Origin of the sequence: Bradyrhizobium sp. Ec3.3 (assembly GCF_000472925.1) — a bacterium.
GTDB lineage: Bacteria > Pseudomonadota > Alphaproteobacteria > Rhizobiales > Xanthobacteraceae > Bradyrhizobium.
Genome location: NZ_AXAS01000025.1, coordinates 56,574 through 81,777 on the forward strand (window position 1 = coordinate 56,574; position 25,204 = coordinate 81,777).

Annotated in this window: 23 protein-coding genes; 7 read left to right on the forward strand and 16 right to left on the reverse strand. The window is 64.7% G+C overall.

Annotated elements, in window-relative coordinates:
* Positions 1–18: 18 nt before the first annotated feature.
* The 4 genes from fliS to YUU_RS0124040 form a co-directional block, all read right to left on the reverse strand.
* Positions 19–447 (reverse strand): flagellar export chaperone FliS, encoded by a 429-nt coding sequence (fliS, locus tag YUU_RS0124020; RefSeq protein ID WP_027524692.1) that lies wholly within the window; start codon positions 445–447, stop codon positions 19–21.
* Positions 447–2,147 (reverse strand): flagellar filament capping protein FliD, encoded by a 1,701-nt coding sequence (gene fliD / locus YUU_RS0124025; protein WP_027524693.1) that lies wholly within the window; start codon positions 2,145–2,147, stop codon positions 447–449. The genes fliS and fliD overlap by 1 nt, the downstream gene beginning before the upstream one ends.
* A gap of 64 nt (positions 2,148–2,211) precedes the next feature.
* Positions 2,212–3,036, reverse strand: a complete 825-nt coding sequence (locus YUU_RS0124030; RefSeq protein WP_027524694.1) for a flagellin — start codon at positions 3,034–3,036, stop codon at positions 2,212–2,214.
* Between the two features lie 144 nt (positions 3,037–3,180).
* Positions 3,181–3,876: an RNA polymerase sigma factor gene (locus YUU_RS0124040; protein ID WP_027524695.1), complete on the reverse strand. Its 696-nt coding sequence runs from the start codon at positions 3,874–3,876 to the stop codon at positions 3,181–3,183.
* Positions 3,877–4,390: 514 nt separating this feature from the next.
* Here YUU_RS0124040 and YUU_RS51540 point away from each other — a divergent pair.
* The 3 genes from YUU_RS51540 (at position 4,391) to YUU_RS0124055 (ending at position 8,744) form a co-directional block, all read left to right on the forward strand.
* Entirely contained in the window at positions 4,391–6,823 is a 2,433-nt protein-coding gene (locus YUU_RS51540) for a hypothetical protein (RefSeq protein ID WP_035663180.1), read from the forward strand.
* Positions 6,824–6,888: 65 nt separating this feature from the next.
* Entirely contained in the window at positions 6,889–8,199 is a 1,311-nt protein-coding gene (locus YUU_RS0124050; RefSeq protein ID WP_027524696.1) for a hypothetical protein, read from the forward strand.
* A 14-nt stretch (positions 8,200–8,213) separates the two neighbouring features.
* Positions 8,214–8,744 (forward strand): hypothetical protein, encoded by a 531-nt coding sequence (locus YUU_RS0124055; RefSeq protein ID WP_027524697.1) that lies wholly within the window; start codon positions 8,214–8,216, stop codon positions 8,742–8,744.
* Positions 8,745–8,746: 2 nt separating this feature from the next.
* On the opposite strand, the gene YUU_RS0124060 is transcribed toward YUU_RS0124055, so the two are convergent.
* From YUU_RS0124060 to dctP, 5 genes are read right to left on the reverse strand one after another with little or no spacing between them, the layout of a single operon-like run.
* Positions 8,747–9,997 (reverse strand): acetyl-CoA hydrolase/transferase family protein, encoded by a 1,251-nt coding sequence (locus tag YUU_RS0124060; RefSeq protein ID WP_027524698.1) that lies wholly within the window; start codon positions 9,995–9,997, stop codon positions 8,747–8,749.
* A 3-nt stretch (positions 9,998–10,000) separates the two neighbouring features.
* Positions 10,001–11,167, reverse strand: coding sequence for an acyl-CoA dehydrogenase family protein (locus tag YUU_RS0124065; RefSeq protein ID WP_027524699.1), 1,167 nt, complete (start codon positions 11,165–11,167; stop codon positions 10,001–10,003).
* Between the two features lie 30 nt (positions 11,168–11,197).
* Positions 11,198–12,487 carry a TRAP transporter large permease gene (locus tag YUU_RS0124070; protein ID WP_027524700.1) on the reverse strand — a complete coding sequence of 430 codons (1,290 nt, stop codon included), beginning with the start codon at positions 12,485–12,487 and terminating at the stop codon, positions 11,198–11,200.
* 11 nt (positions 12,488–12,498) lie between these two features.
* Positions 12,499–13,053 carry a TRAP transporter small permease gene (locus tag YUU_RS0124075; RefSeq protein WP_027524701.1) on the reverse strand — a complete coding sequence of 185 codons (555 nt, stop codon included), beginning with the start codon at positions 13,051–13,053 and terminating at the stop codon, positions 12,499–12,501.
* A gap of 29 nt (positions 13,054–13,082) precedes the next feature.
* Positions 13,083–14,105, reverse strand: coding sequence for a TRAP transporter substrate-binding protein DctP (gene dctP / locus YUU_RS0124080; RefSeq protein WP_027524702.1), 1,023 nt, complete (start codon positions 14,103–14,105; stop codon positions 13,083–13,085).
* A gap of 216 nt (positions 14,106–14,321) precedes the next feature.
* Here dctP and YUU_RS0124085 point away from each other — a divergent pair, with 216 nt between their 5' ends.
* From YUU_RS0124085 to YUU_RS0124095, 3 genes are read left to right on the forward strand one after another with little or no spacing between them, the layout of a single operon-like run.
* On the forward strand, positions 14,322–14,774 hold the full coding sequence (locus YUU_RS0124085) for a MaoC family dehydratase (RefSeq protein WP_027524703.1): 453 nt from the start codon (positions 14,322–14,324) through the stop codon (positions 14,772–14,774).
* The gene (locus tag YUU_RS0124090; RefSeq protein WP_027524704.1) at positions 14,774–15,625 is read left to right on the forward strand and encodes a CoA ester lyase; all 852 of its coding nucleotides are present in this window, start codon (positions 14,774–14,776) and stop codon (positions 15,623–15,625) included. Before YUU_RS0124085 ends, YUU_RS0124090 begins: the two co-directional genes overlap by 1 nt.
* Before the next feature lie 12 nt (positions 15,626–15,637).
* Positions 15,638–16,378: an IclR family transcriptional regulator gene (locus YUU_RS0124095; RefSeq protein ID WP_027524705.1), complete on the forward strand. Its 741-nt coding sequence runs from the start codon at positions 15,638–15,640 to the stop codon at positions 16,376–16,378.
* A 3-nt stretch (positions 16,379–16,381) separates the two neighbouring features.
* Here the strand turns inward: YUU_RS0124095 and YUU_RS61310 are convergent, their stop codons facing one another.
* Positions 16,382–16,825, reverse strand: a complete 444-nt coding sequence (locus tag YUU_RS61310) for a hypothetical protein (protein WP_084801523.1) — start codon at positions 16,823–16,825, stop codon at positions 16,382–16,384.
* A 151-nt stretch (positions 16,826–16,976) separates the two neighbouring features.
* On the reverse strand, positions 16,977–17,777 hold the full coding sequence (locus tag YUU_RS0124100; protein WP_027524706.1) for a fumarylacetoacetate hydrolase family protein: 801 nt from the start codon (positions 17,775–17,777) through the stop codon (positions 16,977–16,979).
* 188 nt (positions 17,778–17,965) lie between these two features.
* Here YUU_RS0124100 and YUU_RS0124105 point away from each other — a divergent pair, with 188 nt between their 5' ends.
* On the forward strand, positions 17,966–18,865 hold the full coding sequence (locus YUU_RS0124105) for a LysR substrate-binding domain-containing protein (protein ID WP_027524707.1): 900 nt from the start codon (positions 17,966–17,968) through the stop codon (positions 18,863–18,865).
* 9 nt (positions 18,866–18,874) lie between these two features.
* On the opposite strand, the gene YUU_RS0124110 is transcribed toward YUU_RS0124105, so the two are convergent.
* The 5 genes from YUU_RS0124110 to YUU_RS0124130 are packed head-to-tail and all read right to left on the reverse strand — an operon-like array spanning position 18,875 to position 25,202.
* Positions 18,875–20,365 carry an amidase gene (locus YUU_RS0124110; RefSeq protein ID WP_027524708.1) on the reverse strand — a complete coding sequence of 497 codons (1,491 nt, stop codon included), beginning with the start codon at positions 20,363–20,365 and terminating at the stop codon, positions 18,875–18,877.
* A gap of 15 nt (positions 20,366–20,380) precedes the next feature.
* The gene (locus YUU_RS0124115) at positions 20,381–21,175 is read right to left on the reverse strand and encodes a xanthine dehydrogenase family protein subunit M (RefSeq protein WP_027524709.1); all 795 of its coding nucleotides are present in this window, start codon (positions 21,173–21,175) and stop codon (positions 20,381–20,383) included.
* A 12-nt stretch (positions 21,176–21,187) separates the two neighbouring features.
* On the reverse strand, positions 21,188–23,575 hold the full coding sequence (locus YUU_RS0124120) for a xanthine dehydrogenase family protein molybdopterin-binding subunit (RefSeq protein WP_027524710.1): 2,388 nt from the start codon (positions 23,573–23,575) through the stop codon (positions 21,188–21,190).
* A gap of 2 nt (positions 23,576–23,577) precedes the next feature.
* Positions 23,578–24,066 carry a (2Fe-2S)-binding protein gene (locus YUU_RS0124125; RefSeq protein ID WP_035663197.1) on the reverse strand — a complete coding sequence of 163 codons (489 nt, stop codon included), beginning with the start codon at positions 24,064–24,066 and terminating at the stop codon, positions 23,578–23,580.
* Between the two features lie 29 nt (positions 24,067–24,095).
* Complete coding sequence (locus YUU_RS0124130) at positions 24,096–25,202, reverse strand: ABC transporter ATP-binding protein (RefSeq protein ID WP_027524712.1); 1,107 nt, start codon at positions 25,200–25,202, stop codon at positions 24,096–24,098.
* Between the last annotated feature and the right edge of the window lie 2 nt (positions 25,203–25,204).

A 25,204-nucleotide genomic window follows, 5' to 3' on the forward strand; every position in this document is an offset into this window, starting at 1 on the left:
GAAACCGGCCCGAAGGCCTCAGCGCTTCTGCGCCGAATCGCCCGTCCCGGGCTTGGCCGTCCGCACGGTCGCATCGACGAATTCCCAGGCCTCGCGCAGCTCGGTGAGCCCTGCGATGATCCGCCGATAGCTCTCGCGTGCGTGCGGCCGGCCATAGGCGCGCAGGCTCGCCAGGATCATCGCATTGTAGGTCTGGTAGAGCCGCTCGGCCACCGCCCCACCCTTGGTGAAATCGAGATTGTGACTGAGCCCGCGCAGGATCGCGGTCGCCTTCATCAGATACTCGTGCCCCTCCTCGAAGCGCCGCGCCTCCTGCGAAGCCAGCGCCTTCTGAAGAAACGTAGTCGCGCCGCCAAGCAGCATCGACACTGCCTTGAGCGGCGGCACGGTGGTGGCCGCACCCCGATAGGCCTGATTGGCCATGTACGCCATCGGATTATGCATCATTAACTACTCGAGCTGGAGTTGAGCAAAGCCTTGAGATAGGTCAGCGTGTTGTTCGCGCTCTCGATCGCGGCCTGGTACTTCGCATATTGCGCTTCCAGCTGCGTCTGATAGGCCGACGCGGCACTTTGGATATCGTCGACCTTCTGCTGCAGGTCGTCGTCGCGCGTTTCCAGGTTGGTGATCAGCGTCTGCAGCGAGCCGGTGCTGGACGACGCATTCTTGGCGATCTGGTAGAGCTGCGTGGCGATCCCCGACGTCGACGTCACCGTGATCGATTGCGAGGTCGTCCCCGAATAGGTGAAGGCCATGCCGGCATAGGCCGTGCCGGCATTGCCGATGATGGTGGTGCCGCTGACGGTGAACAGCGAGGAGTCCCCGCCGACCGAGGCCGAGGAGAGATTTCCTGAGGAATCCACCGTCAGGTCCAGCGTGACGGATTGGGGCGAGGTTCCGGTATTGACGACGCTGAGCTGGCTCGACGAGGTCGTGGTCTGCGCCGACAGCAGCGTGGTCACGCCGCTGAGGTTCGTGCTCAGGATCTCCGAGAGCGTCGACGTGTCGAGCTCGAGCTCGTTCGAATCGTTGAACGACAGGCCGAGGTCGGCCATCGTCAACCCGCCCACCGTGCTGTTGAGCGCGGATTCGAGCTGGCTCGTGATGTCGCGCATGGTGCCGTCGCCGAATAGCACGGCGCTGGACGAGGCAGTGCCGTCCGAGTTCGTCGCCTGCTGCGCGATGACAGCATCGCGATAGGCGTTGTAGTTCGTGACGAAGGTCTCGAGCGCCGATTCGATCTGGCTGGTGTCGGTCTCGATGCTGATGTTCAGCGTCGCCCCGCTCGGCGTGGCCTGTAGCAGGTTGAAGGTGACGCCGGTCAGCACATCGGTGATGTCATTGGTATCCCGGGTCATCGAGATGCCGTCGAGCGTGAACTCGGCCGCCTGCGCGGTCTGAAGCACGTCTGAGAACGATCCCGAGCTGTCGGTCACCCCCAACTCGTTCAGGATGTCGTCACCGGAGCTGCTGGAATAGCTGATATCTTCCGCGTCCTCGGTTCCCGTCAGCACCATCTCGTAGGAGCCGCTGGATACCTGGACGATCGAGGCCTGGACATTGGTCGTCGAGGTCTGGGCGTTGATGGCATCGACGATGTCCTGGAGCGACATCGTGCTGGTGACTGTGACGTCGGCGGTGCTGCCGCTGCCGAGCCCGAGCGAGAACGTTCCGGAATAGCCAAGCGCGTCCGTCTGGCTCGACTGCGCGGTGCCGACCACCTTTTGCGCGGTCGCGATCTGGCTGATCGTCAGCGTATGGTCACCGGTCGCCGCACCGTTGCTGACGCTCATGGAGAGCGCGGATGACGCGCTGACGTCGCCGGTGGAGCTGATGGTCGCCGAGCGCGTTGCAAACACGTTGGTCGCCAGCGAGTTCACGACGGACGTCGCAAGCGAAGCGAGCCCGGAATAGAGCGTCTTCAGATCCGTCTGAAGGGTCTGGTAGGCCGAGACCTTGGCCTCGTTGTTGGTGATCGTGGTCGAGATCGTGGTCGCGGCAGTGAGCTTGGCATTCACCGCAGCCGTGATCAGCGCGCTCCAGTCGAGGCTGGTCGACGTGGTCGTACCGGTCGTTGTCACCGATGAAGCGCTCGACGTCGTCGAGCTCGTCGACGTGCTGCTGGTGCTTGAACTGACACTGGTCACTGATATGCCCGACCTATCGCAGGAAGAGCCGGGCCGGCCTCATGCCGGCCCGGAAAGACGATCGTTAGCCGAGCAGCTTGAGCAGGTACTGCGGCATCTGGTTCGCGGCGGATTCGGCCGAGACCGCGGCCTGGGTCTTCACCTCGGCCGAGGACAGCGTGGCCTGCTCAGCCGCGATATCCACGTCCTTGATCGCCGAGTTCGCGGATTCGAGATTCTGGGTCTGGGTCGAGATCGAATCCGAGGAGAAGTTGAAGCGCGATTCCTGCGCACCGATCGAGGCGCGGGCGGCCGAGACCGTGTCGATCGCGGTGTCGAGCGCCGTCAACGCCGAGGTCGCGCCCGACTGGGTGCTGACGTCGAGCGAGGAGACGGCGAGCGAGGACGCCGTGAGACTCGCCAGCGTGATGGTGATGGTGTCCGATCCGGACGAGCCGACCAGGACCGAGACGCCCGACGAAAACACGCTGGTGCCGTCGAGCAGGCTCTGGCTGGAATAACGGGTGCCGGTCGAGATCGAATCGATTTCGCTCGTGAGCTGCGAGAATTCCGATTGGATGTAGGCGCGGCTGGAGTCGGTCGTGGTGCCCGAGGCCGACTCGGAGGCCAGCGACTTCATGCGGGCGAGAATGTCGGAGATGTTCGAGGCGCCGCCGTCGGCGGTCTGGAGGATCGCGGTCGCCTGCGAGGCGTTGGTCGCAGCCTGCTGCAGCGTGGTGACGTCCGAGGAGATGCGGGTCGAAATCGCAAGACCGGCGGCGTCGTCGGAGGCCGATGTGATGCGCGAGCCGCTAGACAGTTTCGAGAGCGCGCTGGTCTCTTGCGAGGAGTTGATGTTGAGGTAGCGGACTGCGGCGTTCGCAGCGGTATTGGTGGAAATCGCGGGCATTGCAGGCTCCTGTGCTGATGGGCATGACGTGCCGCATCGTGATTAAGCGACTGACGACGACGCGGGCGCAGCCCCGTCCGTTCGCTCAAACGGCGGAGCGCAAGGAGATCAGGCGAAAAAAATTTCGGATGCAGGATTTTATGGTTAGCAATCGGTAAACGCGGTGCGGATGTCGCGCTCGTGCCGCCGCAGCAGCTGACGGAGCTGCTGGCGGCCGCGCTTGAGAAGCGACTCCACCGCGGCGACCGTGGTGTCCATCACCTGGGCGATCTCGCCGTTGCTCATGTTCTCATGATACGACAGGATCACCGCGATGCGCTGCTGCTCGGGCAGCCGCTGCATCGCGACCTCCAGCATGTCGTTCAGCTCGTTGCGCTCGATGATGTCGGCCGCATCCGGCTGACCATCGGCGACTTCCGGCACCGTGTCGACGTTCTCCGTGCGCGGCTTGCGGCGCAGGTCGATGCAACGATTGGAGATGACGCGATAGAGCCAGGTCGAGAACTTGGCGCGGCCATGCTGCCAGCGTCCGCGATGGCTCCAGATCTTGAGCATGGTGTCCTGCACCACGTCCTCGGCATCCGCCGCGTTGCCGACGATGCGCAGCGCGATCGCATAGGCGCGGTCGATGTGACGTTCGACCAGCATGCGGAACGCCGCTTCGTCACCGGTTGCGAGGCGATCGAGCAGCTCGCTGTCTTCATCGAGGACGATCGCTGCGGCCGGCACGGTATCCGGCGCGAGCGGCGCCGACGGCATTACCGGCAAGGTCTCGTCGACCGGTACCGTCGTCGTGACTTCGGCCTCGGCGGGCGCCCAGACATCAAGCGCGTAACTCATCCCGCAATCTCCAACCCGCAATGCCGGCGGCGCATATTCCACACGGCTTCCAGGCGTTGAACGCGGAGACGAACCAATCCAGGCGGAGAATTTTTGTTATTTTTCAAGATCTTATCCGGAATCTTTTGCCGAGTGACCGGCAACAATTGCCGACGTTGCGCGTAACGCGCGCTACTGTCCAGCAATCATCGACATCGTCTCGCGTCATTTGCGGATCATTCATCCCGAACAGATGCAGCTTCAAAAACTCGAGGAGATACACGGCACTAAAACGAACACGCGCTCTGCGCGCGAGGCAGGCGGCGATCGATTGTGTCCAAGTGTGAATGAACGCGAGACAATTTTCTCACTCGGCAATTTTTGCCGAATCACCTTTTTCGAACCTAGCGGATTTTTTGAATCTGTCAGTCGCGACATGCGCGGTTTTGAATCGCGCGCGAACTTTTTTCGTCGCGAGCGCGCCTGACTTGCAACACAGCAGCGTTAATCGGTTCGATTGGCGGGGAATTGCAGCATGAAGATCGCGACGGCCGACGCGAAACGTCGGACGAGAATTGTTTCTGCTTGGTCGTTCGATGTTTTCGATACGTTTCTGATGCGCGCCTGCACGACGCCAGATGGCGTATTTGAAAGGACTTACGAGCTCTCCGGCATTTCAAGAATATGTCCGAACGTTTCCGCCAGTTTCGTTCAGCATCGCATCCAGGCCGAATCGCGCGCACGACGAACCGCGAAGGACAAACGTGGCGCGAGCGAGGTGCACATCGCCGAGGTCTATTCCTATTTTCCGTTCAAGCTGTTCGGGCTCGATCGCCGCAATCGCGATGGTCTTGTCGAGGCTGAGTTCGCCGCCGAGCTCGAGCTTTGTCGCGTCAATCCGGAAATGCTTCAGCAATATATCGACATGAAACGGGCCGGTCATCGCACCGGATTCATCTCGGACACCTATTGGGATTCCGCGCAGCTCGCCCGCCTGCTGCGCGCCTGCAGTCCCGACCTCACCTGGGACTTCCTCTACGCGTCCTGCGATCACGGCAGCAGCAAGAGCGAGTCTTTGTTTGCCAGATACATCACTGATCAGGGCGTCGATCCAGCCGCGTCCTTTCACGTCGGCGACAACGAGAGCGCCGACATAAGGGGCGCGCGGCGCCACGGCATCCGTCCCCGCTACTATCCGCAAGCCTCGGCGCAGCTAGCCTCGAAGCTCCAGCGCGAGACCGCGATGTTCGACTTGCTGTGCCAGGGCAAGCCATCGCGGCTCGACCACGGCGCGCGCACGCTGCGGAGAATGGTGGCAGCGCGGAGCGCAGAGAAATCACCGGCGTTCCAGTTGGGCCTGACCGTGCTCGGTCCGGTGATGACCGCGTTCGATGCTTTCGTCGCGGCGCGCTACGAGGCGCTGGCGCTGCCCGGCCGACGCGTGGCGCTCGGCTTCCTCGGCCGCGACGGATTCTTGTCCCACCGGATCTGGCGGGAACGCCACGGCGCAATGTCGGCCTATATCGAGATCAATCGCCGCGTCAGCCTGATCGGTTCGGCCGATTCAATGGAGCCGCTCTGCGACCTCCTCGGCAAGGTCATGAAGATCGACGCGCCGACACTGCGCGACATGATCAAGATCCTGCCGCCGAAGGTCGCCGCCTTCTTCGCGAAATATCCGGACGGGATCGCGCCCGGCGACGAGCTTGCCGAAGCGCTGCCGGACCTGATGGACGCCGGCGAGATCACTGAGCTTGCCGCCGGCTTGCGCGCCCGCCTGCTCGCTTATCTCCGCCACACCATCCCCGGATTCGACGATTGCACCGACCTCGTGCTCGCCGATCTCGGCTATTCCGGCAGCGTGCAGAAGGCACTGCGCCGCATCTTCGACCAGGAAGGCATCAGTATCCGCCTGCACGGCACCTACCTGATCTCGCTCGATGACGCCTTCGACGAGATCGCCGAGAGCGACACCGCGGAAGGCTTCGTCTCGGATCTCGTGGTGACGCCCCATGTCAAGCGCATGCTGATCCGCAATGTCGCGCTGCTCGAGCAGATCTGCTGCTCGGCCGAAGGCTCGGTACGCGACTATCAAGACGAGGCGGTCCTGCGCGAGATCAATCCGCGTCCGACCGAACAGATCGCGCTGGCCGCCGAGATCCAGTCGGGCGCGCTGGCCTTCGCGGCGAGCGCGGACAGGATCGCCTCCGAATATGACCTGCTGCCTTATGCTGCGCTCGATGTCGCCGCGAGCTGGAGTGCGGCGACGCTGGCGCGCCTGTTGCTACTGCCGGACGACGACGAGATCGCGCTGCTCGGCGGATTGAAGCACGACGTCAATCTGGGCACCCATGCGCTGGCGCCGCTGCTCGATGGCGGGTTCGTCCGTAACCAGCTCACCGCCCGCGGCCTTTCCGCCGCCTGCACCTCGGCAGCGCCGCCAATGTGGCTGGCCGCCAGCTTTGCCGGCCTGTCGCCGTCCTATTCCTATCTCTACACCCTGTTCGGCGCGAATCGCCTGCCGGCCGATGTGTTCGAGGAAGCCTCCTGCAGTGCACTACAGATCGGCCTGTTCCGGACCGACGGCAGTGCCTCGATGGAAACGGTGACCGTCCAGCGCACCGGACTTGGCGAGCTGCGCCTGCGCATCCCGCTATCGCGGGCGATGGCGGTCGCGACGATTGCCGTCCCGCTGGCAAGGCTGGCCCGCGAGGGACTCCTTCACGGCGTGACCGTCCAGAGCGGCGACAGCGTTCGCGATGCGGCCGAAAGCCAGGAGGTGACGGGGATCTCCGCCGACAGCCTGGTACATGCCGGGCTCCAGCGAAACGGCTCCTATTACTGCGCCGAGAACGACGATGGCTGCCTCTTGATCCCGGTCGGGCCGATGGCGGGGGACGTCGCGGTCTATTCGATCGCGCTCACCTCGCTCAGTCACGCCCGCATCCTCGCCACCGCGCTCGAATAATGCGCCTGATCGGGCCCCCTCGCCCGTTGAAGCCCAAGGCCGATACGAAATGAGGGGGCACGGAGTTGACGGACGGAACGCAGACAGATCTTGACGGCGTTTTGCGCGCGGCCGGCATCCGGCTCGGCGACGCACAGCGTCATCGCCTCGGCTGGCTGGTCGGCCGTCACGGCGCCCCGACGGTGCAGATGGCGCATGAAGGCCGCCGCGGCGGCGGGGTGGTCATTCTGACCGAGCCGCCGAGCGGCGCCGCGGCCGAGCTGTTCTACCGCGCCCTGACTCCGGGTTGCGCGGTCGTCATCCCGCTCAGCGAGAATCCGGGCTTCGACTTCCTCAAGTCAAAGCTGACCGAGTTCGGCACCGTCGGCCCGAGCGCCGAGGGTCCGCATGAAATGTGGTGGGGCGGGATCGGCTGGTCGCGGTTTCTCGCGGCCGCGGATGAATGCACGGTGCGGCCGCGCGTCATCTCCTACTACCCTTACGGCACCGACCCCGATGCGATCCGTGCCTTGCAGCGCTCGCTCGAGGCCTTCGAGCTCGACAGCCATATCGAGCCGATCGCAGCCGAGTTCGGCGAAGAGGTGCTTTGTTTCGAGAAGGCCGAGTTCATCGCGCGAATGTGGAGCCGCTACCGCGAACCGCTGCTGTTTATCGAAGCGGGCGCGGTGCTGCGCGAGGCGCCCCTGCTGCCGTCCTCGCTCGGCTGCGACGTCGCTCTCCACAAGTGGAACCGCTGGGAGATGTCGGCTCAAACTCTCTATCTCGGTCGCACGGCCCGAGCGGAGCAATTGCTGCAAGCCTGGCACCACCTTGCCGCCTCCCATCCCACGATCTGGGAAGGCTATCTGCTCGACCAGGCCTGGAGCCACGCCTCCTCGCATGGCCCGCTCGACACGGTTTGGCTCCCCCGCTCCTATCATGCGCTGACGGGTGACCTCGCCGCGAGCCGCGCGACCATCATCCATGCGCAGCCGACGACCACGACCGAGCTCGGGCCTGATCCCAGCTTCGCATCCCTCGTGCGCGCGGCCCGCCGCGCCGGCCGGACCGGCGCGCGCGACGCCTTCATGGTCATGACCTCTCAGGCTGCAGCCGACAACGGCGTGGCCGTGATTCTGCGCGATGTCGAGGCCAATGAGGCGCGCGCGATCGCCGCTACCGTCGAGGCGGTGACCGGCGCCTTTGCCCGCGACTGCGGCGGCTATGGACGGTTCGAGCTGTCGCTCTGCGGCTGGCGGGACGACGTCAACACGGCACGGGAAGCTGCGCGCCTCGCGCGCTATCGCGTCGTCGAGATCGCGCCGGGTCAGAAGATTAGCGGCGACTTCTTCGCCAGCGCCGCGGCGCAAGCCACGCGCTGCCACCTGATCCCCTGACGAGAGCTACTCCGATGCTGAAGACCATCATCCTGCTCACACAAACCGGCCAACAGCAGCTACCGCTTGCCGCGCTGCTCCGCGAGCACAACCCAAGCCTCTCCTTCTGCTCGGCGCTATCGGCGCGCGATCTGCTCGCGATCGCACCCGAAACCTTACGCGATGCGCGGCTCGTATCGTTTGCCAACGACACCGCGATATCGGAGAAATTCCTGCTCCAGCTCGGGTGCGGCGCCAACAAATTCTATGTCGCGCCCGTTCAATATCCGGGTCTGCCGACCGCGCCCGACGACGGCGATGATCCGCGGTGCTTCTCGGCGATCGCGCAATCGATGACGATCTGGCCGGACACCCGCCGCGTGGTCGGACTTGAAACCCTGACCGTTCCGGAAGATGCGTCGTTGATCGAACGCGAGCGGCAGACCTTCACCCGGCTCGCGCACCTTTTCTGGCGGATGGCCGGCATGATCGCGAATGAAGCGACCGAGCTGCCGGGGATCATCGAGAGCACCGAAAGCAAGCCGAGCTTTGCGCAGATGAACTGAGGCTAACGGCCTCGCTTCATCGGCTCCGCGGACAATGCATCGCGATGCTCCGGCGCCGCGATCGCGATCAGGCGGCGCGCGCGTTCGGCAAGATCGCAGCCGCGCAGCTCCGCCACGCCCCACTCGGTCACGATGGCGTCGACGTCGGCGCGCGGCGTCGTCACGGTCTCCACATCGGGCACGATGCGGCTCGTTCCATCCGAGGCGGTTGCGGGTAGCGCAATGATGGCCCTGCCGCCGGGCGAAGCGTTGGCGCCACGCACGAAGTCGAGCTGCCCGCCGATGGCGCCGACAGCCACGCCGTTCAAGCTCTCGGAATTGACCGAGCCGTCGAGACCGACCTGAAGCGCGGAATTGATCGCGACCAGCTGGCTAATCTGCGCCAGCACGCCCTGGTTATGCGTGTAGCAGGCCGGGCGCACCGCAACCGCCCTGTTCTCATGCACGAAGCGATAGAGCCGCGGCGTGCCGATCACCTGATTGGTGACGGTGATGCCCACATCCAGCCCCTTGCGCGCGTTGGTGACGGTGCCGCACTCGATCAGGTCGACGACAGCGTCGTTGATAAGGCCGGAATGAATGCCGAGGTCGCGTGCATGCGAGAGCGAGGACAGGATCGCGTCCGGAATCCTGCCGACCCCGAACTGCAAGGTGCTGCCGTCGGCGATCAGGCCTGCCGCATGCGCGGCGATGCGGCGCGACACATCATCAGGGGGCGCTGACGGCAATTCAACAGGCGAATGGTGGGCAACAATTCTCAGATGGATCGGCACGTCATCCGGCCATTCGGCGCCATGGGTCCAGGGCGCATCCGGATTGATTTCCGCAACGACCAGCCGTGCGCGGCGCGCGGCATCGATCACATAGTCGTTCGAAAGGCTGGCGCTGAGCCTGCCGTCGCTCGCTTGCGCGAGCTGCACCAGCACGACGTCCGCCCGGTGCCGTCCTGCAGCGAAATCAGCGCAGAAGGCGCTGTAGTTGCTCGGGATCACGGCAAGCCGGCCGGCCCTGGCGAGGCGTCGGGCGTTGCCGATCACGCCATAGCTGAGAAAAGAGATGTTCGCCGCGCATTCGGACGAAAACGTCTCGGAGAAGAGCGGGCCAACCAGAAGACGCAACGGCGGAAGATGATCCGCCTGTGCCACGAGCGCTTCGGTGAGCGTGCGCGGCTCGGCCGTCGCCTGCCCGCACACCACGAGATCGCCGTCCTGGATCAGGCCGGTGAAGTCGATCGTTGGCGCATTTCCGGACACGGCTTAGTACGACTTGGCGAGGCCGAGCACTTTCTCCGCGATGAAGCTGAGCGCGAGCTGCGGGCTGACCGGCGCAATCCGCGGGATCAGGATCTCGCGCAAATAGCGCTCGACGTGAAACTCCTTGGCATAGCCGAAGCCGCCATGCGTCATCACGGCCTGCTCGCACGCCGAAAAGCCGGCCTCGCCCGCGAGATATTTTGCGGCATTGGCGGCGGCGCCGCACGGCATGCCCTTGTCATATTGCCAGGCGGCCGACATCACCATCAGCCAGGCGGCTTCGAGCTCGACCCAGTTCACCGCGAGCGGATGCTGGATGCCCTGGTTCTTGCCGATCGGGCGGTTGAACACGACACGCGTCTTGGCATATTCGGTGGCGCGCGACAGCGCGAGCTTTCCGAGGCCCACCGCTTCGGCCGCAATGAGGATACGTTCGGGATTCATGCCTTCGAGAATGTACTCGAAGCCACGGCCCTCCTCGCCGATCCGATCCTCCATCGGGATCTCGAAATCCTCGAAGAAGAGCTCGTTGGAATCGACGATCTTGCGGCCCATCTTCTCGATCTCGTGGACCTTGATCCGCTTGCGGTCGAAATCCGTGTAGAACAGACTGAGGCCATGAGTGGGCGAGCGCACGTCCTCAAGGGGCGTCGTGCGCGCGAGCAGCAGGATCTTGTGCGCGACCTGCGCGGTCGAGATCCAGACCTTCTGGCCGTTGACGATGTAGCGGTCATTCTTGGCGACCGCGCGCGTCTTGAGCTGCGTGGTATTGAGGCCAGTGTTGGGCTCGGTTACCGCGAAACAGGCCTTCTCGCGACCCTCCACCATCGGTGGCAGCATGCGCTTGCGCTGCTCTTCAGTGCCGAACACGACAACGGGATTGAGGCCGAACACGTTGATATGCACGGCGGAGGCGCCGGACATGCCGGCGCCGGATTCCGCGATGGTTCGCATCATGATCGCGGCCTCGGTGATACCGAGCCCGGAGCCGCCATACTCCTCCGGAACGCAGATGCCGAGCCAGCCGGCGTCGGCCAGCGCCTTGTGGAAATCGTGCGGGAAGCCGCCCTCACGGTCCTTGTTCAGCCAGTAGGCGTCGTCAAAGCCTTCGCAGATCTTTGCGATGGCGTCGCGGATGGCTTCCTGCTGATCACTGAGCGCGAAATCCATGATGGTCTCCTTTGCCGGAGGCTCGTAAGCTTAGCGCCCCATCTGCGAGGGCAGCCAGAGGATGATACTCGGGAACGCCACCAGGATCGCGATCGCGACCAGGTGCGCGATGAAATGCGGGAAGGTGCCGTGGAACACCTCCGCCACCGGCCGCTTGGCGTAGCGGGCGACGATGAAGCAATTGAGCCCGACCGGCGGGGTGATCATGCCGACCTCGGCGGTGACGATCTTGATGACGCCGAACCAGATCGGATCGAAGCCGAGCGTTTTGATCAGCGGCAGTACGATCGGCACCGTCAGTACCAAGATCGCGATCTGGTCCATGAAGGAGCCGAGCACGATATAGCCGCAGAGGATCAGCGTGATGATCACCCAACGCGAAGTCGGCAGCGAGCCGATCCAGGCGACGAGGTCCTGCGTCACATGTGTCAACGTGAAGAAGTAGCCGAAGATCGAGGCGCCCACCAGGATCATGATGATCATGCAGGTGCCATGACAGGCCCGCAGCAGCGTCCTGTAGAGCGAGTACGGCGAGATCTTGCCCTTGACGATCGCAAGCAGGAAGGCACCGAATGCACCGAAGGCCGAGGCTTCCGTCGGCGTCGCGACGCCGAGATAGATCGTGCCGGTCACGATCGAGAACAGCACCACCATCGGCGAGACCTGCCAGAGCAGAGCGAACTTGTCGCGCCACGGCACCGATTTTGCGCCCGGCGCGCGCGACGGGTCCTGCCAGACCAGAAAATAGATCGTGGCCATGATGGTGATGGTGACGAGGATCGCCGGAATGATGCCGCTGATCAGCAGCTTGCCGATGTTCACTTCCGCAAGCAGGCCGAAGATCACGAGTGCGACGCTGGTCGGCAGCAGCATGGATAGGGTACCGGAGATCGCGACCACGCCTGCCGCCATCTTCGGCTCATAGCCCTGGCGGATCATCGCCGGCAGGCTGGTCGAGGACAGCGTCGCGGCGGATGCTGTCGACGTGCCGCAGATCGCGCCGAAGCCGGCGCCCGCGAGCGCCGTTGCCATGCCGAGCCCGCCGGGGATGCGGCCGACCCAGGCCGAGGCCGTCTTGAACAGATCGTCCGCGACGCCCGACAGCAGCACGAGATCGGCCATCAGCAGGAACATCGGGATGGTGATCAGCTCGTAGGACGAGACGGTCGAGAGCGGTGCCGTTTGCAGGATGCCCGACAGCGTCGCAAAGCCGCCGACCATCACGAGCCCCACCGAACCGGAAAAGGCCATTGCAAAGCCGACGGGCGTGCCGAGCGCGAGCAGGCAGAACAGAAGTCCGAGAACGATGAGAGGTGTCATGGACGCTGCCGCTACTCGAAGGATCTCGCTTCGCCGATCCCGGTCACCGGTGGCAAAGGATAGAGGTCGCGCCCGCTGATGAGGCTCAGCACATTGCCGATGAGCTGCAGCATCAGTCGCAGCACCAGCACGCCGCAGCCGAACGGCACCAGCGCTGCCGAGATCCAGGTCGGCCAGGGAATAGCGCCCGCGAGCACGTCATGCTGCTCGTAATTCTCAAGGGCCCGCTCGAAGCCGACCTTGCAAATTAGGACGAAGACGAACAAACCCGCCAGCGCGGTGATGATCTCCGACAGCCGCCGTCCCGCCGGCGAGAAACGCGACAACAAAATATCGACGCCGACATGGGCATGCTCGCGCAAGCCGTCCGACAGCGTGAGGAAGAACACACCGGCGAGGAGATAGAGCCCGATCAGGTCGTAGGTGAAGGAGAACGGCCGGTTCATGACGTAGCGCATGAACACGTCGGTCACGACAAGCACCATGATCACGAACAGGAATACCACCGCGATCACCGTCAGCGCGCGCTCCAGCGCGGAAAGCGCATTGCCGAGCTTCTCGATCACGTCCGGCGTCCCCTTTGTCCCTGCCTGCGCTACTTCGTGCTGCCTGCGGCGAGTAAAGCCTCGAATTCCTTCAGCGCGGCCGAGGCCTGCTTGCCGCGGCTGTCGAGACCGGACGCCCATTCCTGGCCGACGCCCTTGAGCTTGTCCTTGATCTCGGCGCGGGTTGCCTCCGGCAGCGGCTCAAAGCTGACGCCGCTCTCGGTAAGGTGCTGCTTCGTCGTGTCCTGCTCCTTGTCGACGTCGGCGCAGGCCTTCGGCTCGATCGCCTCGGAGGCCTGGTCCATCGCCTTCTTCACGTCCTCGGGCAGCTTGTCCCAGACTGACTGGTTGATGGAATAGGCGACGATGAAGCTGCCGAAGCTGACGCCTTCGGTGGCGTGCTTGACGAGCTTGTCGAGACCGTAGGCGACGACGCTTTCCATCGGGAACAAAAGGCCGTCCATCGTGCCGCGCGACAGCGATTCATAGGCATCGGGCGCGGCCATGCGCACCGGCACGGCGCCAAGCGCGCGCAGCGTCAGATCCTGCGCGCCGCCGGTGGTGCGCAGCTTCAGGCCCTGCATGTCCTTCGGCGTCTCGACCTTCGCCTTGGCGGTCCACACCTGATAGGGCGGCAACACCACCTCGAACAGCAGCTTGATCTTGTTGGGTGCATATTCCTGCTTGGCGAGCAGGCCTTCGCGCGCGGTCTTCCAGTAGGCGAGCGTGCCCTGGCAGCTCGTCTGGAACGCGCCCGGCAATTGCGCGACCTCCGACAGCGGCATCTTATCCGAGACGTAGGACGGCCCGATGTAGCCGATGTCGACGACGCCGGATTGCGTCAGGCGTAGCATGTCGGCAGCTTTGCCGATCTGCTGGTTCGGATAATAGGTGAAGGTGACCGCGCCGTTGGTCCGCTTGGTGACGTCGTCCATCCACGGCTTCAGCATCAGGCGGACGAGGTAATGGCCGGCGGGAAAGGAGTCGGCGACCTTCAGCTCCAGCGCCCGAGCCGGGCCGGTCACGATCGGCAGCCCCAGAGCCGCGAGAGCCCACACCAGCTTCCTGTTCATTCGTTTCTCCCTGACGCGAGGTAACGCCGGCGCCGCAGCTCAAGCGGCTGGCCCCTCGCACCGATTTCTTGCTTGAGCCAAACGTACATATATGTGAATTTATCTGTCAAGGTTATGAACAATGCATGGGGCTATGCGTGGTTGGGGCCGGAAAGGCTGGGATTTCGCCCCCGGCGTTCCCGCATCTGAACCATCGGCTTGGAACGGAGAGACAGGATGGCCGGGCTTTACTTCGAGGATTTTTCGGTAGGCCAGGAGTTCAGGCACCCGCTGACGCGCACGGTCACCGAGATGGACAACACGTTGTTCAGCCTGCTGACGCTCAACCCGCAGCCCCTGCACATCGATGCGCACTTTTCCGCGCAGACCGAGTTCGGCCAGCGCATCTTCAACAGCCTCTACACGCTCGGCATCATGATCGGCATGACGGTCTATGACACGACACTCGGCACCACCGTCGCCAATCTCGGCATGACCGACGTGACCTTCCCGAAACCGGTGTTCCATGGCGACACGCTGCGGGCGACGACGAAGGTGCTGTCGGTGCGCGAATCCAAATCGCGCCCGAAGGCAGGCATCGTCGAATTCGAGCACCATGCCTACAACCAGAACGACGAGATTGTCGGCAAATGCCGCCGCATGGCGATGATGCACAAGAGGCCGGTCTGATGCGCTCCATGCTGTTCGTGCCGGGCGACTCCCCGCGCAAATTCGAGAAGGCGAGCGAAGGCAAGGCCGACGCCCTGATCATTGATCTCGAAGACTCCGTCGTCACCGAGAAGAAGGACGAGGCGCGCAAGCTCACGCTTGCGATGCTGAAGGGCCGTCGCGGCCCACACCAGCTCTATGTCCGCGTCAACGCGCTCGACACCGGCATGACGCTCGCCGATCTCGCCGCAGTCATGCCGGGCGCGCCCGACGGCATCGTGCTGCCGAAATCGCGCGGCGGCGACGACGTCCGGCAGGTCGCACTCTGGCTCGACGCGTTCGAGGCAGCTGCCGGCATCGCGGTGGGCGCGACCCGCATCGTCTGCGTCGCTACCGAAACCGCCGGATCGATCTTCGGCCTCGGCACCTACAAGGATTGTTCCCCTCGCCTCGCCGGCTTGATGTGGGGCGCCGAAGATCTCTCCGCTTCGCTTGGCGCCACGGAGAAAGCGAGCGGCGGCGTGTTCCACAGCCCCTATCGCCTGGCACGCGATCTCTGCCTGATGGCCGCGGCCGCAGCTGAGGTCGCGCCGATCGATACTGTCTATACCGATATCGACAACCTCGCCGGCCTCGAGCAGGAGACGCGCGCCGCCCGGCGCGATGGATTTTCCGCAAAGGCGCTGATCCACCCAAAACATGTCGATATCGTCAACGCCGCCTTCGCGCCGACCGACGCGGAGCGTACCTGGGCGGAAAAGGTGATCGCAGCCTTCGCCGACAATCCCAATTCCGGCACGCTGCGCCTCGACGGCATGATGATCGACAAGCCGCATCTTCGCGCCGCGAAGAAGATCCTCGGCCTGCCTTAGGACCTGATCCCAATGATCGTTCGCCAAGCCGCCAACGTCCTGGAGATCATGGAATTCTTCGCGCAGGCGAGGAAGCCGGCAACGCTCGCGGAGATCGCCGATCATTTCGGCTGGCCACGCTCGTCGACCTTCAACCTGCTCGCAACGCTGTCGGAGAAGGGTTATCTCTACGAGCCGCGGCGCCGTGGCGGCTACTACCCGACGCCGCGCTGGCTGACGCTGGCGCGGATGGTGTCGGAGGTCGAGCCGCTGCCGCCATGGGTGCATGCGCTGATCTCGGAGCTTTCGGCGGAGACGGGTGAGACCGCGTCCATCGTTGCGCCATCGGGGGTCATGGCCGTTTTCATCGACGTCGTGGAATCGCAGGCGCCGATCCGCTACTTCGCGACAGTCGGCCATCGCATTCCCATTCATGCCAGCGCAAGCGGCCGCGCGCTGCTGCTGCAATATTCCAAGGAAGAGCGCGACCAGCTCTATCGCAAGATCGAGTTCAGGCAGTATGGCATGTCGACGCCGATCAGCATCGAGGCAGTCGAGGCGGAGCTCCGCAATTCGATTGCCCGCGGCTACTGCCAGAGCTTTGGCGACTACAGCCGCGACCTCGCAGGCGCCGCAATCCCGCTGCCGATCGGCGATCGGCGGCTCTCCGTCGTCGTCGCCGGACCAGAATTTCGCATCGGCCCCAAGGTGTCCGATGTTGCGTCGCTGATCGCAAGGACGGTCGATCGGCTGCGGCCGAAGACGGCGGCCTGAACTTTACTCGAATGCTTGAACGGGCGGCGCCGTGGTCGGCGCCGGCGCAGCCGGAGCTGCCTGAGCCGGCGGACTGTTAGCCGGCCCCATTTGAGCGACACGGCCGTTGGCTTCCATCGCCCTACTGCTGGTGGGACCCGGGGCGGCTGAGGCGGGCGTCGGCGCCACTGGAGCGGGCCCTGGAGGCGCCGAGTTCGGGACGCGATTCGCTTCTCTGCGTGGCCTCTGACGGCTCGTCGCCGACCGAGAACCGCGCAAGCCCCATGAGCGCGCGATGGAAGGGCCGGCGGCGTAGCCAACAAAGGCACCGGCTACAGCACCGACCGGCCCCAGCACGATAGCGCCGGAGACGGCTCCAAGAGCAGCATCACCGGCGCGCTCCTGCGCAACGGCACCTGCCGGAACCAATACCAGCATCACGACTGCGGCCATCAAAGATCTATTCATCGAAGCGCCTCCCTCACAGGAAGTTCACTCTTACGAAAATATGGCAGCAGGACGTTTGTTTATCGCCCAACACAGGGCAATCGGCCGATGGAACTCCGGCAGTCAGGAAACTACCGCCGGGATAGTTGTCCCGACGGAAGCAGCTCAACTCTTAGACGATCTTGATCGACATATCCGGCAAGCCTTCGAGCTTGCACAGGAGCACGTCGCCCTTCACGACCGGTCCGACATTCTCAGGCGTACCGGAATAGATGATGTCGCCGGCCTTGAGCTCGAAGGCTTCCGAGAGCTTCGCGATCTGCTCGGCTACGCTCCAGATCATCTTGCTCAGATCCGAGTTCTGCCGCACGGTCCCGTTCACCGCCAGCGAAATTGCGCCCTTCTCGAAATGGCCGGTCTTGCTCGCCGCATGGATCGGGCCGATCACCGCGGCATGGTCGAAGCTCTTGCCGATCTCCCACGGCTTCTTCTCCGCGGCCATGCCGTTCTGAAGATCGCGCCGCGTCATGTCGAGGCCGAGCGCGTAGCCATAGACGTGATCGAGCGCCTTCTCCGGCGGGATGTTGCTGCCGCCGGATTTCAGCGCGGCAACGAGTTCGACCTCGTGATGATAGTTCTTTGTCAGCGACGGATAGGGATGCTCGGCGATCTCGCCGACCGCGACGTTCTGGATCGCGTCCGTCGGCTTCTGGAAGAAGAACGGAGGCTCGCGGTTCGGGTCGGAGCCGCGCTCGATTGCATGCGCGGCATAGTTGCGGCCGATGCAGTAGATGCGGCGGACCTGGAACACGCTGGTCTCGCCGACGATCGGAATGGCGGTCATCGGCACCGGGAAGATCGGCTTCGGTCCAGCCTGCGCGGAGGCCGGCGCCGCTTCGGCCATGGTGGCCGCCGTTGCCGCGGCAGCGGTCGCAAGCAGGTCGCGTCGGGAGGGGGAGGAGGTCTTTTTCATGTTTTATGCTCCTGTGGGGCAGCTCTGCTGCCCGTCCGGCTGATAATGGATGTGGCCGGTCGCGGCAATGTCCGTCGGTGTCGTCCTATTTGCCGAGTGCGAAGGGGTGCTGCGGCGCATCTCCCGCCCCGATTTGCCTTCCCCTCTAGCATGGAACTTGCATAAATTCTGGGCGATATGGACATCGCATGAACCTCATCAGTCTCGATATCCGCATGCTCCGGTCGCTGATCTCGGTCGTCGAGACCGGTAGCATCACCGAGACCGCGCGCCGGCTCGGCCGCACCCAGCCGGCGATCACCCTGCAATTGCAGCGGCTGGAGGAGCTGACCGGCAAGCAGCTGTTCGAGCATGGCGGCCGAAGGCTGACGCTGACCGAGGACGGCACGACGGTGCTGACCTACGCAAAATCCATCCTGCGATTGCATGACGAGCTGATCTCGCAGCTGGCGTCGCAGGAGATCGAAGGCCAGGTCGTGCTCGGCACGCCCGATCTCTACGCCGCCTTCATGCTGCCCTCGATCCTCAGCGTGTTCCGAAAGTCCTTTCCGCGCATCCAGGTCGAGCTCAATTGCGCGCTGTCGACGCCGCTCGTCGGTCTCGTCAAGCGCGGCGACGTCGACATCGCGCTCGTCACCCGCATGAACGATTTCACCGGCGGCCAGGTGGTGCGGCGCGAGCAGCTCGTCTGGATGACCGGCGAGCAATCTGCCGCGCATCAGGAGCGGCCCATCCCGCTGGCGTTGCTGCCGCCCGGCAACATCTATCGCGACTATGCGATCGACACGCTCGAGCGCGCGAACCTGCGCTGGCGCATCGCCTGCGTCAGCGAAAGCGTCGGCGGCTTGCAGGCGGCCGCTTTCGCCGGCATGGCGGTGACGGTGCTCGGCCGCAGCGCGCTGGTGCCGGCGATGCGGGAGATCGGCCCGAACGAGGGATTGCCGCCGCTGCCGAAGGTCGAGCTGCTGCTCTACAAGTCGAGCGGCGCCACCTCGAAGGCGGCCACCGCGCTGCACGACTATCTCGCGCACTACCTGCGCCTCGACGAAGAGCTCAGCGGCCGCGGCGTTCCGATCGAGCTGTCCTGATCTTCTCGCTCACGCCTTCGCTCGCGCACGACCTTGCTCGCGCAGCGCCAGCGGCGGCCAGAACTTTGACCATGGCTGCGCCTGTTCGAACGCGGCGGCGATGCGGAAGATCGTCGGTTCGTCGAGCCAGTGCGCCACGATCTGCAGACCGATCGGCATGCCGTCGCGATCGAAGCCGCAGGGCAGCGTCGCCGCCGGAAGCCCTGCAAGATTGATCGGCCAGGTGAACGGCGACCAGCCGAGATGCGGATCAACCGCAACGCCGTCGATCCGATCGACACCGAGCTGGCCGGCCTCGAACGCCGTCACCGCGACCGTCGGCGTCACCAGCGCGTCGACCCGTTCGAACAGTTTCAGGAACGCGGTGCGCGCCTGGCCGCGGCGATAGCCGGCCTCGATGTAGTCGGTGCCGCTATAGTGGCGGCCGGCGCTGACGACGTCGCGGTAGTCGGTTTCGGAGCCTGCAAGATCGGCCGATGTTTTGCTTGCAACCGCTGCCGCCTGCTCGGTGAAGGCGATCGGCTTCAGCGTGTGCTCCAGGATGCCCGGGTCCAGGCCGGGACCGTCCATGCTGATCCGTCCGCCGCAGGATTCCAGGATGGCGAGTGCCTTGTTGAAGGCGGTGCGGACGTCCGGGCTGACTGCGGCGTAGCCGAGATCGACGCTGGCGCCGATGCGCACGCCGTTCAACGGAACGGCTCTGGTATCGAAGCGGCGTGGCGACACCGGAAGGCTCGCCGGGTCGCGCAAATCGTAACCGGCGATGATCTCCAGCACGAGCGCGCCATCCGCGACCGTGCGCGTGATCGGTCCGGTATGCGCGAGCGAGGCCCAGGACGGCGGCGAGAATCCGGGCGAGCGCGGCACCAGGCCAAAGGTCGGCTTGAGCCCGAACACGCCACAGAACGACGAGGGCACCCGGATCGAGCCGACGCCGTCGGTGCCGATCGCGATCGGACCACAGCCGGCGGCAATCGCTGCCGCGGCGCCGCCGCTCGATCCACCGCTGGTACGATCGAGATTCCAGGGATTTCGCGTGGTGCCGGTGACGGGACTGTCGGCGGTGAGCTTGTAGCCCGACTCGCATGTCGTCGTCTTGCAGGTGATGATCGCGCCGGATGCTTTCAGCGCCGACACCACGGCGGCATCGACGTCGGGCACGAACGCCTTGTTCAGCGGCGAGCCGCCATAGGCGGGAACGCCGGCGACGAACACCAGATCCTTGATGGTGACCGGGATGCCGGCGAACGGGCCCTTGGCTTCACCGTTGCGCATCTCCTTCGTGAGGCGATTGGCGTCCGCTCTCGCCTGCTCGTACATCGGTGTCACCACCGCGTTGCAGGAGGCATTCGTTGCCTCCAGCGCCGCGATGGTCTCATCGACGACGTCGCGCGGGGTGAATGCCTTGCGCTTGTAGCCGGCGAGGATCTCGGTTGCGGAGAGCGCGCCGAGGCCAGTCGGCGCCGGCAAGGAGGCCGTTGGGCCGGAACCATCAGTCATCATCAAACCCAAAACTTATCCGAGCGCCGCGTCGACGGCGCGCTTGGCCATCACCGTGACGAGATGCGCACGGTAGTCAGCCTCGGCGTGAATGTCGGAGGTGAGACCATCGGTATCGATCTTGATCGCCGCGATCGCGGACGGATCGAAATTTTGCGACAGCGCTTGCTCCATCGGCGGAACGCGGAACACGCCGGGTCCGGCGCCGGTCACGGCGACGCGCACCCCATCGGCGAATTTTGCGACGAACACGCCGACCAGCGCATAGCGCGAGGCCGGCGCCTTGAATTTAGCGTAACCGGCCTTGAGCGGCAGGGGAAAGCGAATCGCGGTGATGATCTCGCCGGACTGAAGCGCGGTCTCGAACAGGCCGAGGAAGAACTTGTCGGCCAAAATCTCGCGCGCGCTGGTGACGATGGTCGCGCCGAGCCCGAGCACGCCCGCCGGATAGTCCGCCGCCGGGTCGTTGTTCGCGACCGAGCCGCCGATGGTGCCGCGGCTGCGCACCGCGGGATCACCGATCATCGAGGCCAGCGCCGCAAGCGCGGGGATCTTGGCTTGCACCAGCTTCGATGCCGCGACCTCCGCATGCGGCGTCATCGCACCGATCGTGATCGCGGCGCCGTCGCTGATGCCCTTGAGGCCCGGCAGCTTGGAAAGATCGATCAGCGCCGCAGGATTGGCCAGCCGCTGCTTCAGCGTCGGGATCAGCGTCATGCCGCCGGCGACGAGCTTGCTGTCCTCGATCGAGGTCAAAAGCTTCGCGGCGTCGGGAATCTGGTCCGGCTGGTGATACGCAAACGGTTTCATTGCTTGTCCTCCCTATTCCGCAGCGACCGGCAGCGACGCGTTTTGCAGCAGGCGCCAGATCCGGTTCGGCGTTGCTGGCATGTCGACATGGGTGACGCCGAGATGGGACAACGCATCGACCACGGCATTGATGACGGCCGCCGGCGAGCCGATGGTGCCGACCTCGCCGCAGCCCTTCACGCCCATCGGCGTGTGCGTGCACAGCGTCGAATGGGTCGCAACCTTCATCATCGGCAGATGATCGGCGCGCGGCATGCAGTAGTCCATCAGCGAGCCCGACAGGAGCTGGCCGGAGCCGTCGTCATAGACGGCGTTCTCGTAGAGCGCCTGCCCCACGCCCTGCACGATGCCGCCGTGCAACTGCCCCTCGACGATCATCGGATTGATGACGGTGCCGACGTCGTCGACCGCGGTGTAGTTGACGAGCGTGACGGTCCCCGTCTCCGGATCGACCTCGACTTCCGCGATGTGACAGCCGCCGGGATAGGTGAAGTTCACGGGATCGTAATAGGCCTGCTCCTCCAACCCCGGCTCCAGCACCTCGAGCGGATAGTCATGCGGCACGTAAGCGGCGCCCGCGATCTCCTCGAACGTCTTGGTGCGGTCCGTGCCGGCCACCGAGAACTTGCCGGCCTCGAACTGGATATCGACTTCGGCAGCCTCGAGCAGATGGGCCGCGATCTTCTTGCCCTTCACGATCACCTTGTCTGCGGCCTTCGACAGCGCGGCGCCGCCGACGACGAGGGAGCGCGAGCCATAGGTGCCCATGCCGAACTGCACGCGATCGGTATCGCCGAACACGATGTCGACATTCTCGAACGGCACCCCCAACTTGTCCGAGACGATCTGCGCGAACGTCGTCTCGTGGCCCTGGCCGTGATTGTGGGTGCCGATCATGACCGTCACCTGGCCGGTCGGATGCACGCGCACCGTCGCGCTCTCATAGAGGCCGCCGCGCGCGCCCAGCCGGCCGGCGAAGCGCGACGGCGCGAGGCCGCAGGCCTCGACATAGGTCGAGTAGCCGAGCCCGCGGAACTTGCCTTTACGCTGCGAGGCCGCCTTGCGCGCGCCAAAATTCTTGACGTCGGCCGCGACCAGCGCGCCGTCGAGACATCCCATCGGATCGCCGGAATCGTACTGCACCAGCACGGGCGTCTGATAGGGATAGGCCTCCTTCGGGATCATGTTGCGGCGGCGGATCTCGACGCGGTCGATCCCCATCTCGGCGGCCGCGACGTCGACGATGCGCTCAAGCACGAAGGTTGCCTCGGGGCGGCCTGCGCCGCGATAGGCATCGACCGGCACGGTGTTGGTGAACACCACCTTCACGTTGCAGTAGATCGCGGGCATGGTGTAGACGCCGCTCAGCAACGGACCATAGAGATTGGTCGGGATATTCGGCCCGAAGGTCGAGAGATAGCCGCCCATATTGGCGAGCGTCTTGACGCGGAAGGCCAGAAACTTGCCGGTCTCGTCCAGCGCCAGCTCGGCCTCGGTGACATGGTCGCGGCCGTGGCGGTCCGAGACGTAGCCTTCCGAGCGGCTCGCAACCCATTTGATCGGCCGCATCACGCGTCTGGCGGCCCAGGTGATCACGGCCTCCTCGCCATAGTGGAACTGTTTGACGCCAAAGCCGCCACCGACGTCGGGCGCCACCACGCGCAGCTTGTGCTGCGGGATCTTCAGCACCAGCGCGCCCATCAGGAAGCGCACGACGTGCGGAAACTGGCTGGTGCTCCACAGCGTGTAACGGTCGGTGCCGGGCTCGTATTCGGCGATCGCCGCGCGCGGCTCCATCGGATTGCCGATCAGGCGGTTGTTGACCAGGCTGAGCTTTGCGACATGCGCAGCTTTGCGGAACGCGGTCTCGACCGCGCCCTTGTCGCCAAGCTCCCAATCGCAGCAGACGTTGTTCGGCACGTCGTCGAACAATTGCGGCGCGCCCGGGTGAACCGCATCGAGCACGCCGACGACCGAGGGCAGCACCTCGTAGTCGATCGCTAGCAGCTCCGCCGCCGAATTGGCCTGCTCCACCGTTTCCGCGACGACGAACGCCACCATGTCGCCGACGAAGCGCACCTTGCCTTGCGCCAGCATCGGAAACGGCGGCTCCTTCATCGGCACGCCCTTGGCATCCGTGATGCCCCAGCCGCAGGGCAGTGAGCCCAAACCGTCGGCCGCGACGTCGTCGCCGGTCAGCACCGCGACGATGCCTGGCGCGCCGAGTGCCGCGCTCTTGTCGATGTCGCGCAGGATCGCATGTCCATGCGGCGAGCGGACGAACACGCCGGCCGCCATGCCGGGGCGCTTGATGTCGGAGACATAGTTGCCGCGGCCGGTGAGGAAGCGCTGGTCCTCTTTCCGCTTCGGTGCCGCGCCGATGCCGATCACATTGCCCATGATCACTCTCCCTTGGCCGCAGCATGCATGGCGGCTGCACCGGATATCACCGACAGGACGATGTTCTGGTAACCGGTGCAGCGGCAGATATTGCCTTCGAGACCGTGACGGACCTCCGCCTCGGTCAGCGACGGCTTGTCCTTGGCGAGAGCAACCGCCGTCATCACCATGCCCGGCGTGCAGAAGCCGCATTGCAGGCCGTGGTTCTCGCGAAAGGCCTCCTGCATCGGATGCAGCCGGTTCGAACCCGGCGCACCCTGCAAGCCTTCGATGGTGAGAAGCGTCGCGCCGTCGAGCGCGGGTGCGAGCAACGTGCAGCTCTTCACCGGCAGGCCGTTGAGATGCACGACGCAGGCGCCGCACTGGCTGGTGTCGCAGCCGATATGGGTGCCCGTCAGGTTGAGCTGCTCGCGCAGCAGTTCGGCGACGAGCGTTGCCGGTTCGACCTCGACCGTTGTCGGCCGGCCATTGAGTGTGAAGGATATCTGCACGATCAAAACTCCCTGTGCGCGACGGGCTTTCAAGCGAGTGGACGGGCGCGGTCGGTGGCCCAGGTGGCCAACACGACATCGCCGACATTGAGGGGATCTGCGAAGAACGTCTTTTCCGGCACGTAGGCCACGAACTCGTCGTCGGGGACAGTGTCGAGCATAACCTTGACGAAGTAACCCTGGTATTCGATCGCGAGCACGCGGCTCGGCAGCGAGGTCGAGCAGCCTGCGGGGAGTGTTTGTCCGGGCCGAACGAGAGTGACATCGTCACGGCGCACCGCGATATCGACCGTGTCGCCGACGCTGATCTTGGCCCGCGCCTGCAGCGGCACCTCGATGCCATCGGGCGCGGCCTGCGCCAGCACGAAGCTCGCACCGTTCACCTTCTCGACCCGGCCCGACAGCACGTTCTGCCCGCCCATGAACTCCGCGACGTAGCGGTCGTGCGGATGGGCGTAGGCGTCGCGCGCCGGCCCCGCCTGCTTGATCCGGCCCTGCTCCATCACCACCACGAGATCGGCGAGCGCGATCGCCTCGAGCTGGGTGTGGGTGACGTGGATAAAGGTGATGCCGAGTTCCTGCTGCATCCGCCGCAGCTCCTGACGCATCTGCACGCGGAGCTGCTCGTCCAGCGCGGACAGCGGCTCGTCGAGCAGCAGCACCCGCGGCTCGGTGATCGCAGCGCGCGCCAGCGCGACGCGTTGCTGCTGGCCGCCGGAGAGCTGGGCCGGCAGGCGATCGGCAAAGCTCGTCAGCCGCACCTTCTCGATCATCGCATCCGCTGCGCGCAGGCGATCTATCTTGGACATGCCGCGGACACGCAGCGCGAAGGCGATATTCTCGCGCACGGTCAGATGCGGAAACAGCGCGTAGGACTGGAACATCATCGCCGTGCGCCGCTGCACCGGCGCGAGGCCAACGACGTTCTGGCCGCCGATCACGATCTCGCCCGCCGTGGGGTCCTCATGGCCCGCGATCATGCGCAAAATCGTGGTCTTTCCGCAGCCCGACGGGCCGATGAAGCAGCAATAGGCGCCGTCGGCGATCTTCAAGTTGACGCCGTCGACCACATTGGTCAGGCCGTCGAAACTCTTGCAGACGCCCGCCAGTTCGATATCGCCGCGTTCGATCGCCATTC

What these genes read in the sequence shown, in the direction of transcription:
- YUU_RS0124085 (WP_027524703.1), top strand. Translation starts at nt 14,322, where the DNA reads ATGGCCGGGCTTTACTTCGAGGATTTTTCGGTAGGCCAGGAGTTCAGG.
- YUU_RS0124100 (WP_027524706.1), bottom strand. Translation starts at nt 17,777, where the DNA reads ATGAAAAAGACCTCCTCCCCCTCCCGACGCGACCTGCTTGCGACCGCT.
- fliS (WP_027524692.1), bottom strand. Translation starts at nt 447, where the DNA reads ATGATGCATAATCCGATGGCGTACATGGCCAATCAGGCCTATCGGGGT.
- YUU_RS0124030 (WP_027524694.1), bottom strand. Translation starts at nt 3,036, where the DNA reads ATGCCCGCGATTTCCACCAATACCGCTGCGAACGCCGCAGTCCGCTAC.
- YUU_RS0124065 (WP_027524699.1), bottom strand. Translation starts at nt 11,167, where the DNA reads ATGGATTTCGCGCTCAGTGATCAGCAGGAAGCCATCCGCGACGCCATC.
- YUU_RS0124040 (WP_027524695.1), bottom strand. Translation starts at nt 3,876, where the DNA reads ATGAGTTACGCGCTTGATGTCTGGGCGCCCGCCGAGGCCGAAGTCACG.
- YUU_RS0124130 (WP_027524712.1), bottom strand. Translation starts at nt 25,202, where the DNA reads ATGGCGATCGAACGCGGCGATATCGAACTGGCGGGCGTCTGCAAGAGT.
- YUU_RS0124120 (WP_027524710.1), bottom strand. Translation starts at nt 23,575, where the DNA reads ATGGGCAATGTGATCGGCATCGGCGCGGCACCGAAGCGGAAAGAGGAC.
- YUU_RS0124095 (WP_027524705.1), top strand. Translation starts at nt 15,638, where the DNA reads ATGATCGTTCGCCAAGCCGCCAACGTCCTGGAGATCATGGAATTCTTC.
- YUU_RS51540 (WP_035663180.1), top strand. Translation starts at nt 4,391, where the DNA reads ATGAAGATCGCGACGGCCGACGCGAAACGTCGGACGAGAATTGTTTCT.
- YUU_RS0124070 (WP_027524700.1), bottom strand. Translation starts at nt 12,487, where the DNA reads ATGACACCTCTCATCGTTCTCGGACTTCTGTTCTGCCTGCTCGCGCTC.
- YUU_RS0124090 (WP_027524704.1), top strand. Translation starts at nt 14,774, where the DNA reads ATGCGCTCCATGCTGTTCGTGCCGGGCGACTCCCCGCGCAAATTCGAG.
- YUU_RS0124115 (WP_027524709.1), bottom strand. Translation starts at nt 21,175, where the DNA reads ATGAAACCGTTTGCGTATCACCAGCCGGACCAGATTCCCGACGCCGCG.
- dctP (WP_027524702.1), bottom strand. Translation starts at nt 14,105, where the DNA reads ATGAACAGGAAGCTGGTGTGGGCTCTCGCGGCTCTGGGGCTGCCGATC.
- YUU_RS0124105 (WP_027524707.1), top strand. Translation starts at nt 17,966, where the DNA reads ATGAACCTCATCAGTCTCGATATCCGCATGCTCCGGTCGCTGATCTCG.
- YUU_RS0124110 (WP_027524708.1), bottom strand. Translation starts at nt 20,365, where the DNA reads ATGACTGATGGTTCCGGCCCAACGGCCTCCTTGCCGGCGCCGACTGGC.
- YUU_RS0124055 (WP_027524697.1), top strand. Translation starts at nt 8,214, where the DNA reads ATGCTGAAGACCATCATCCTGCTCACACAAACCGGCCAACAGCAGCTA.
- YUU_RS61310 (WP_084801523.1), bottom strand. Translation starts at nt 16,825, where the DNA reads ATGAATAGATCTTTGATGGCCGCAGTCGTGATGCTGGTATTGGTTCCG.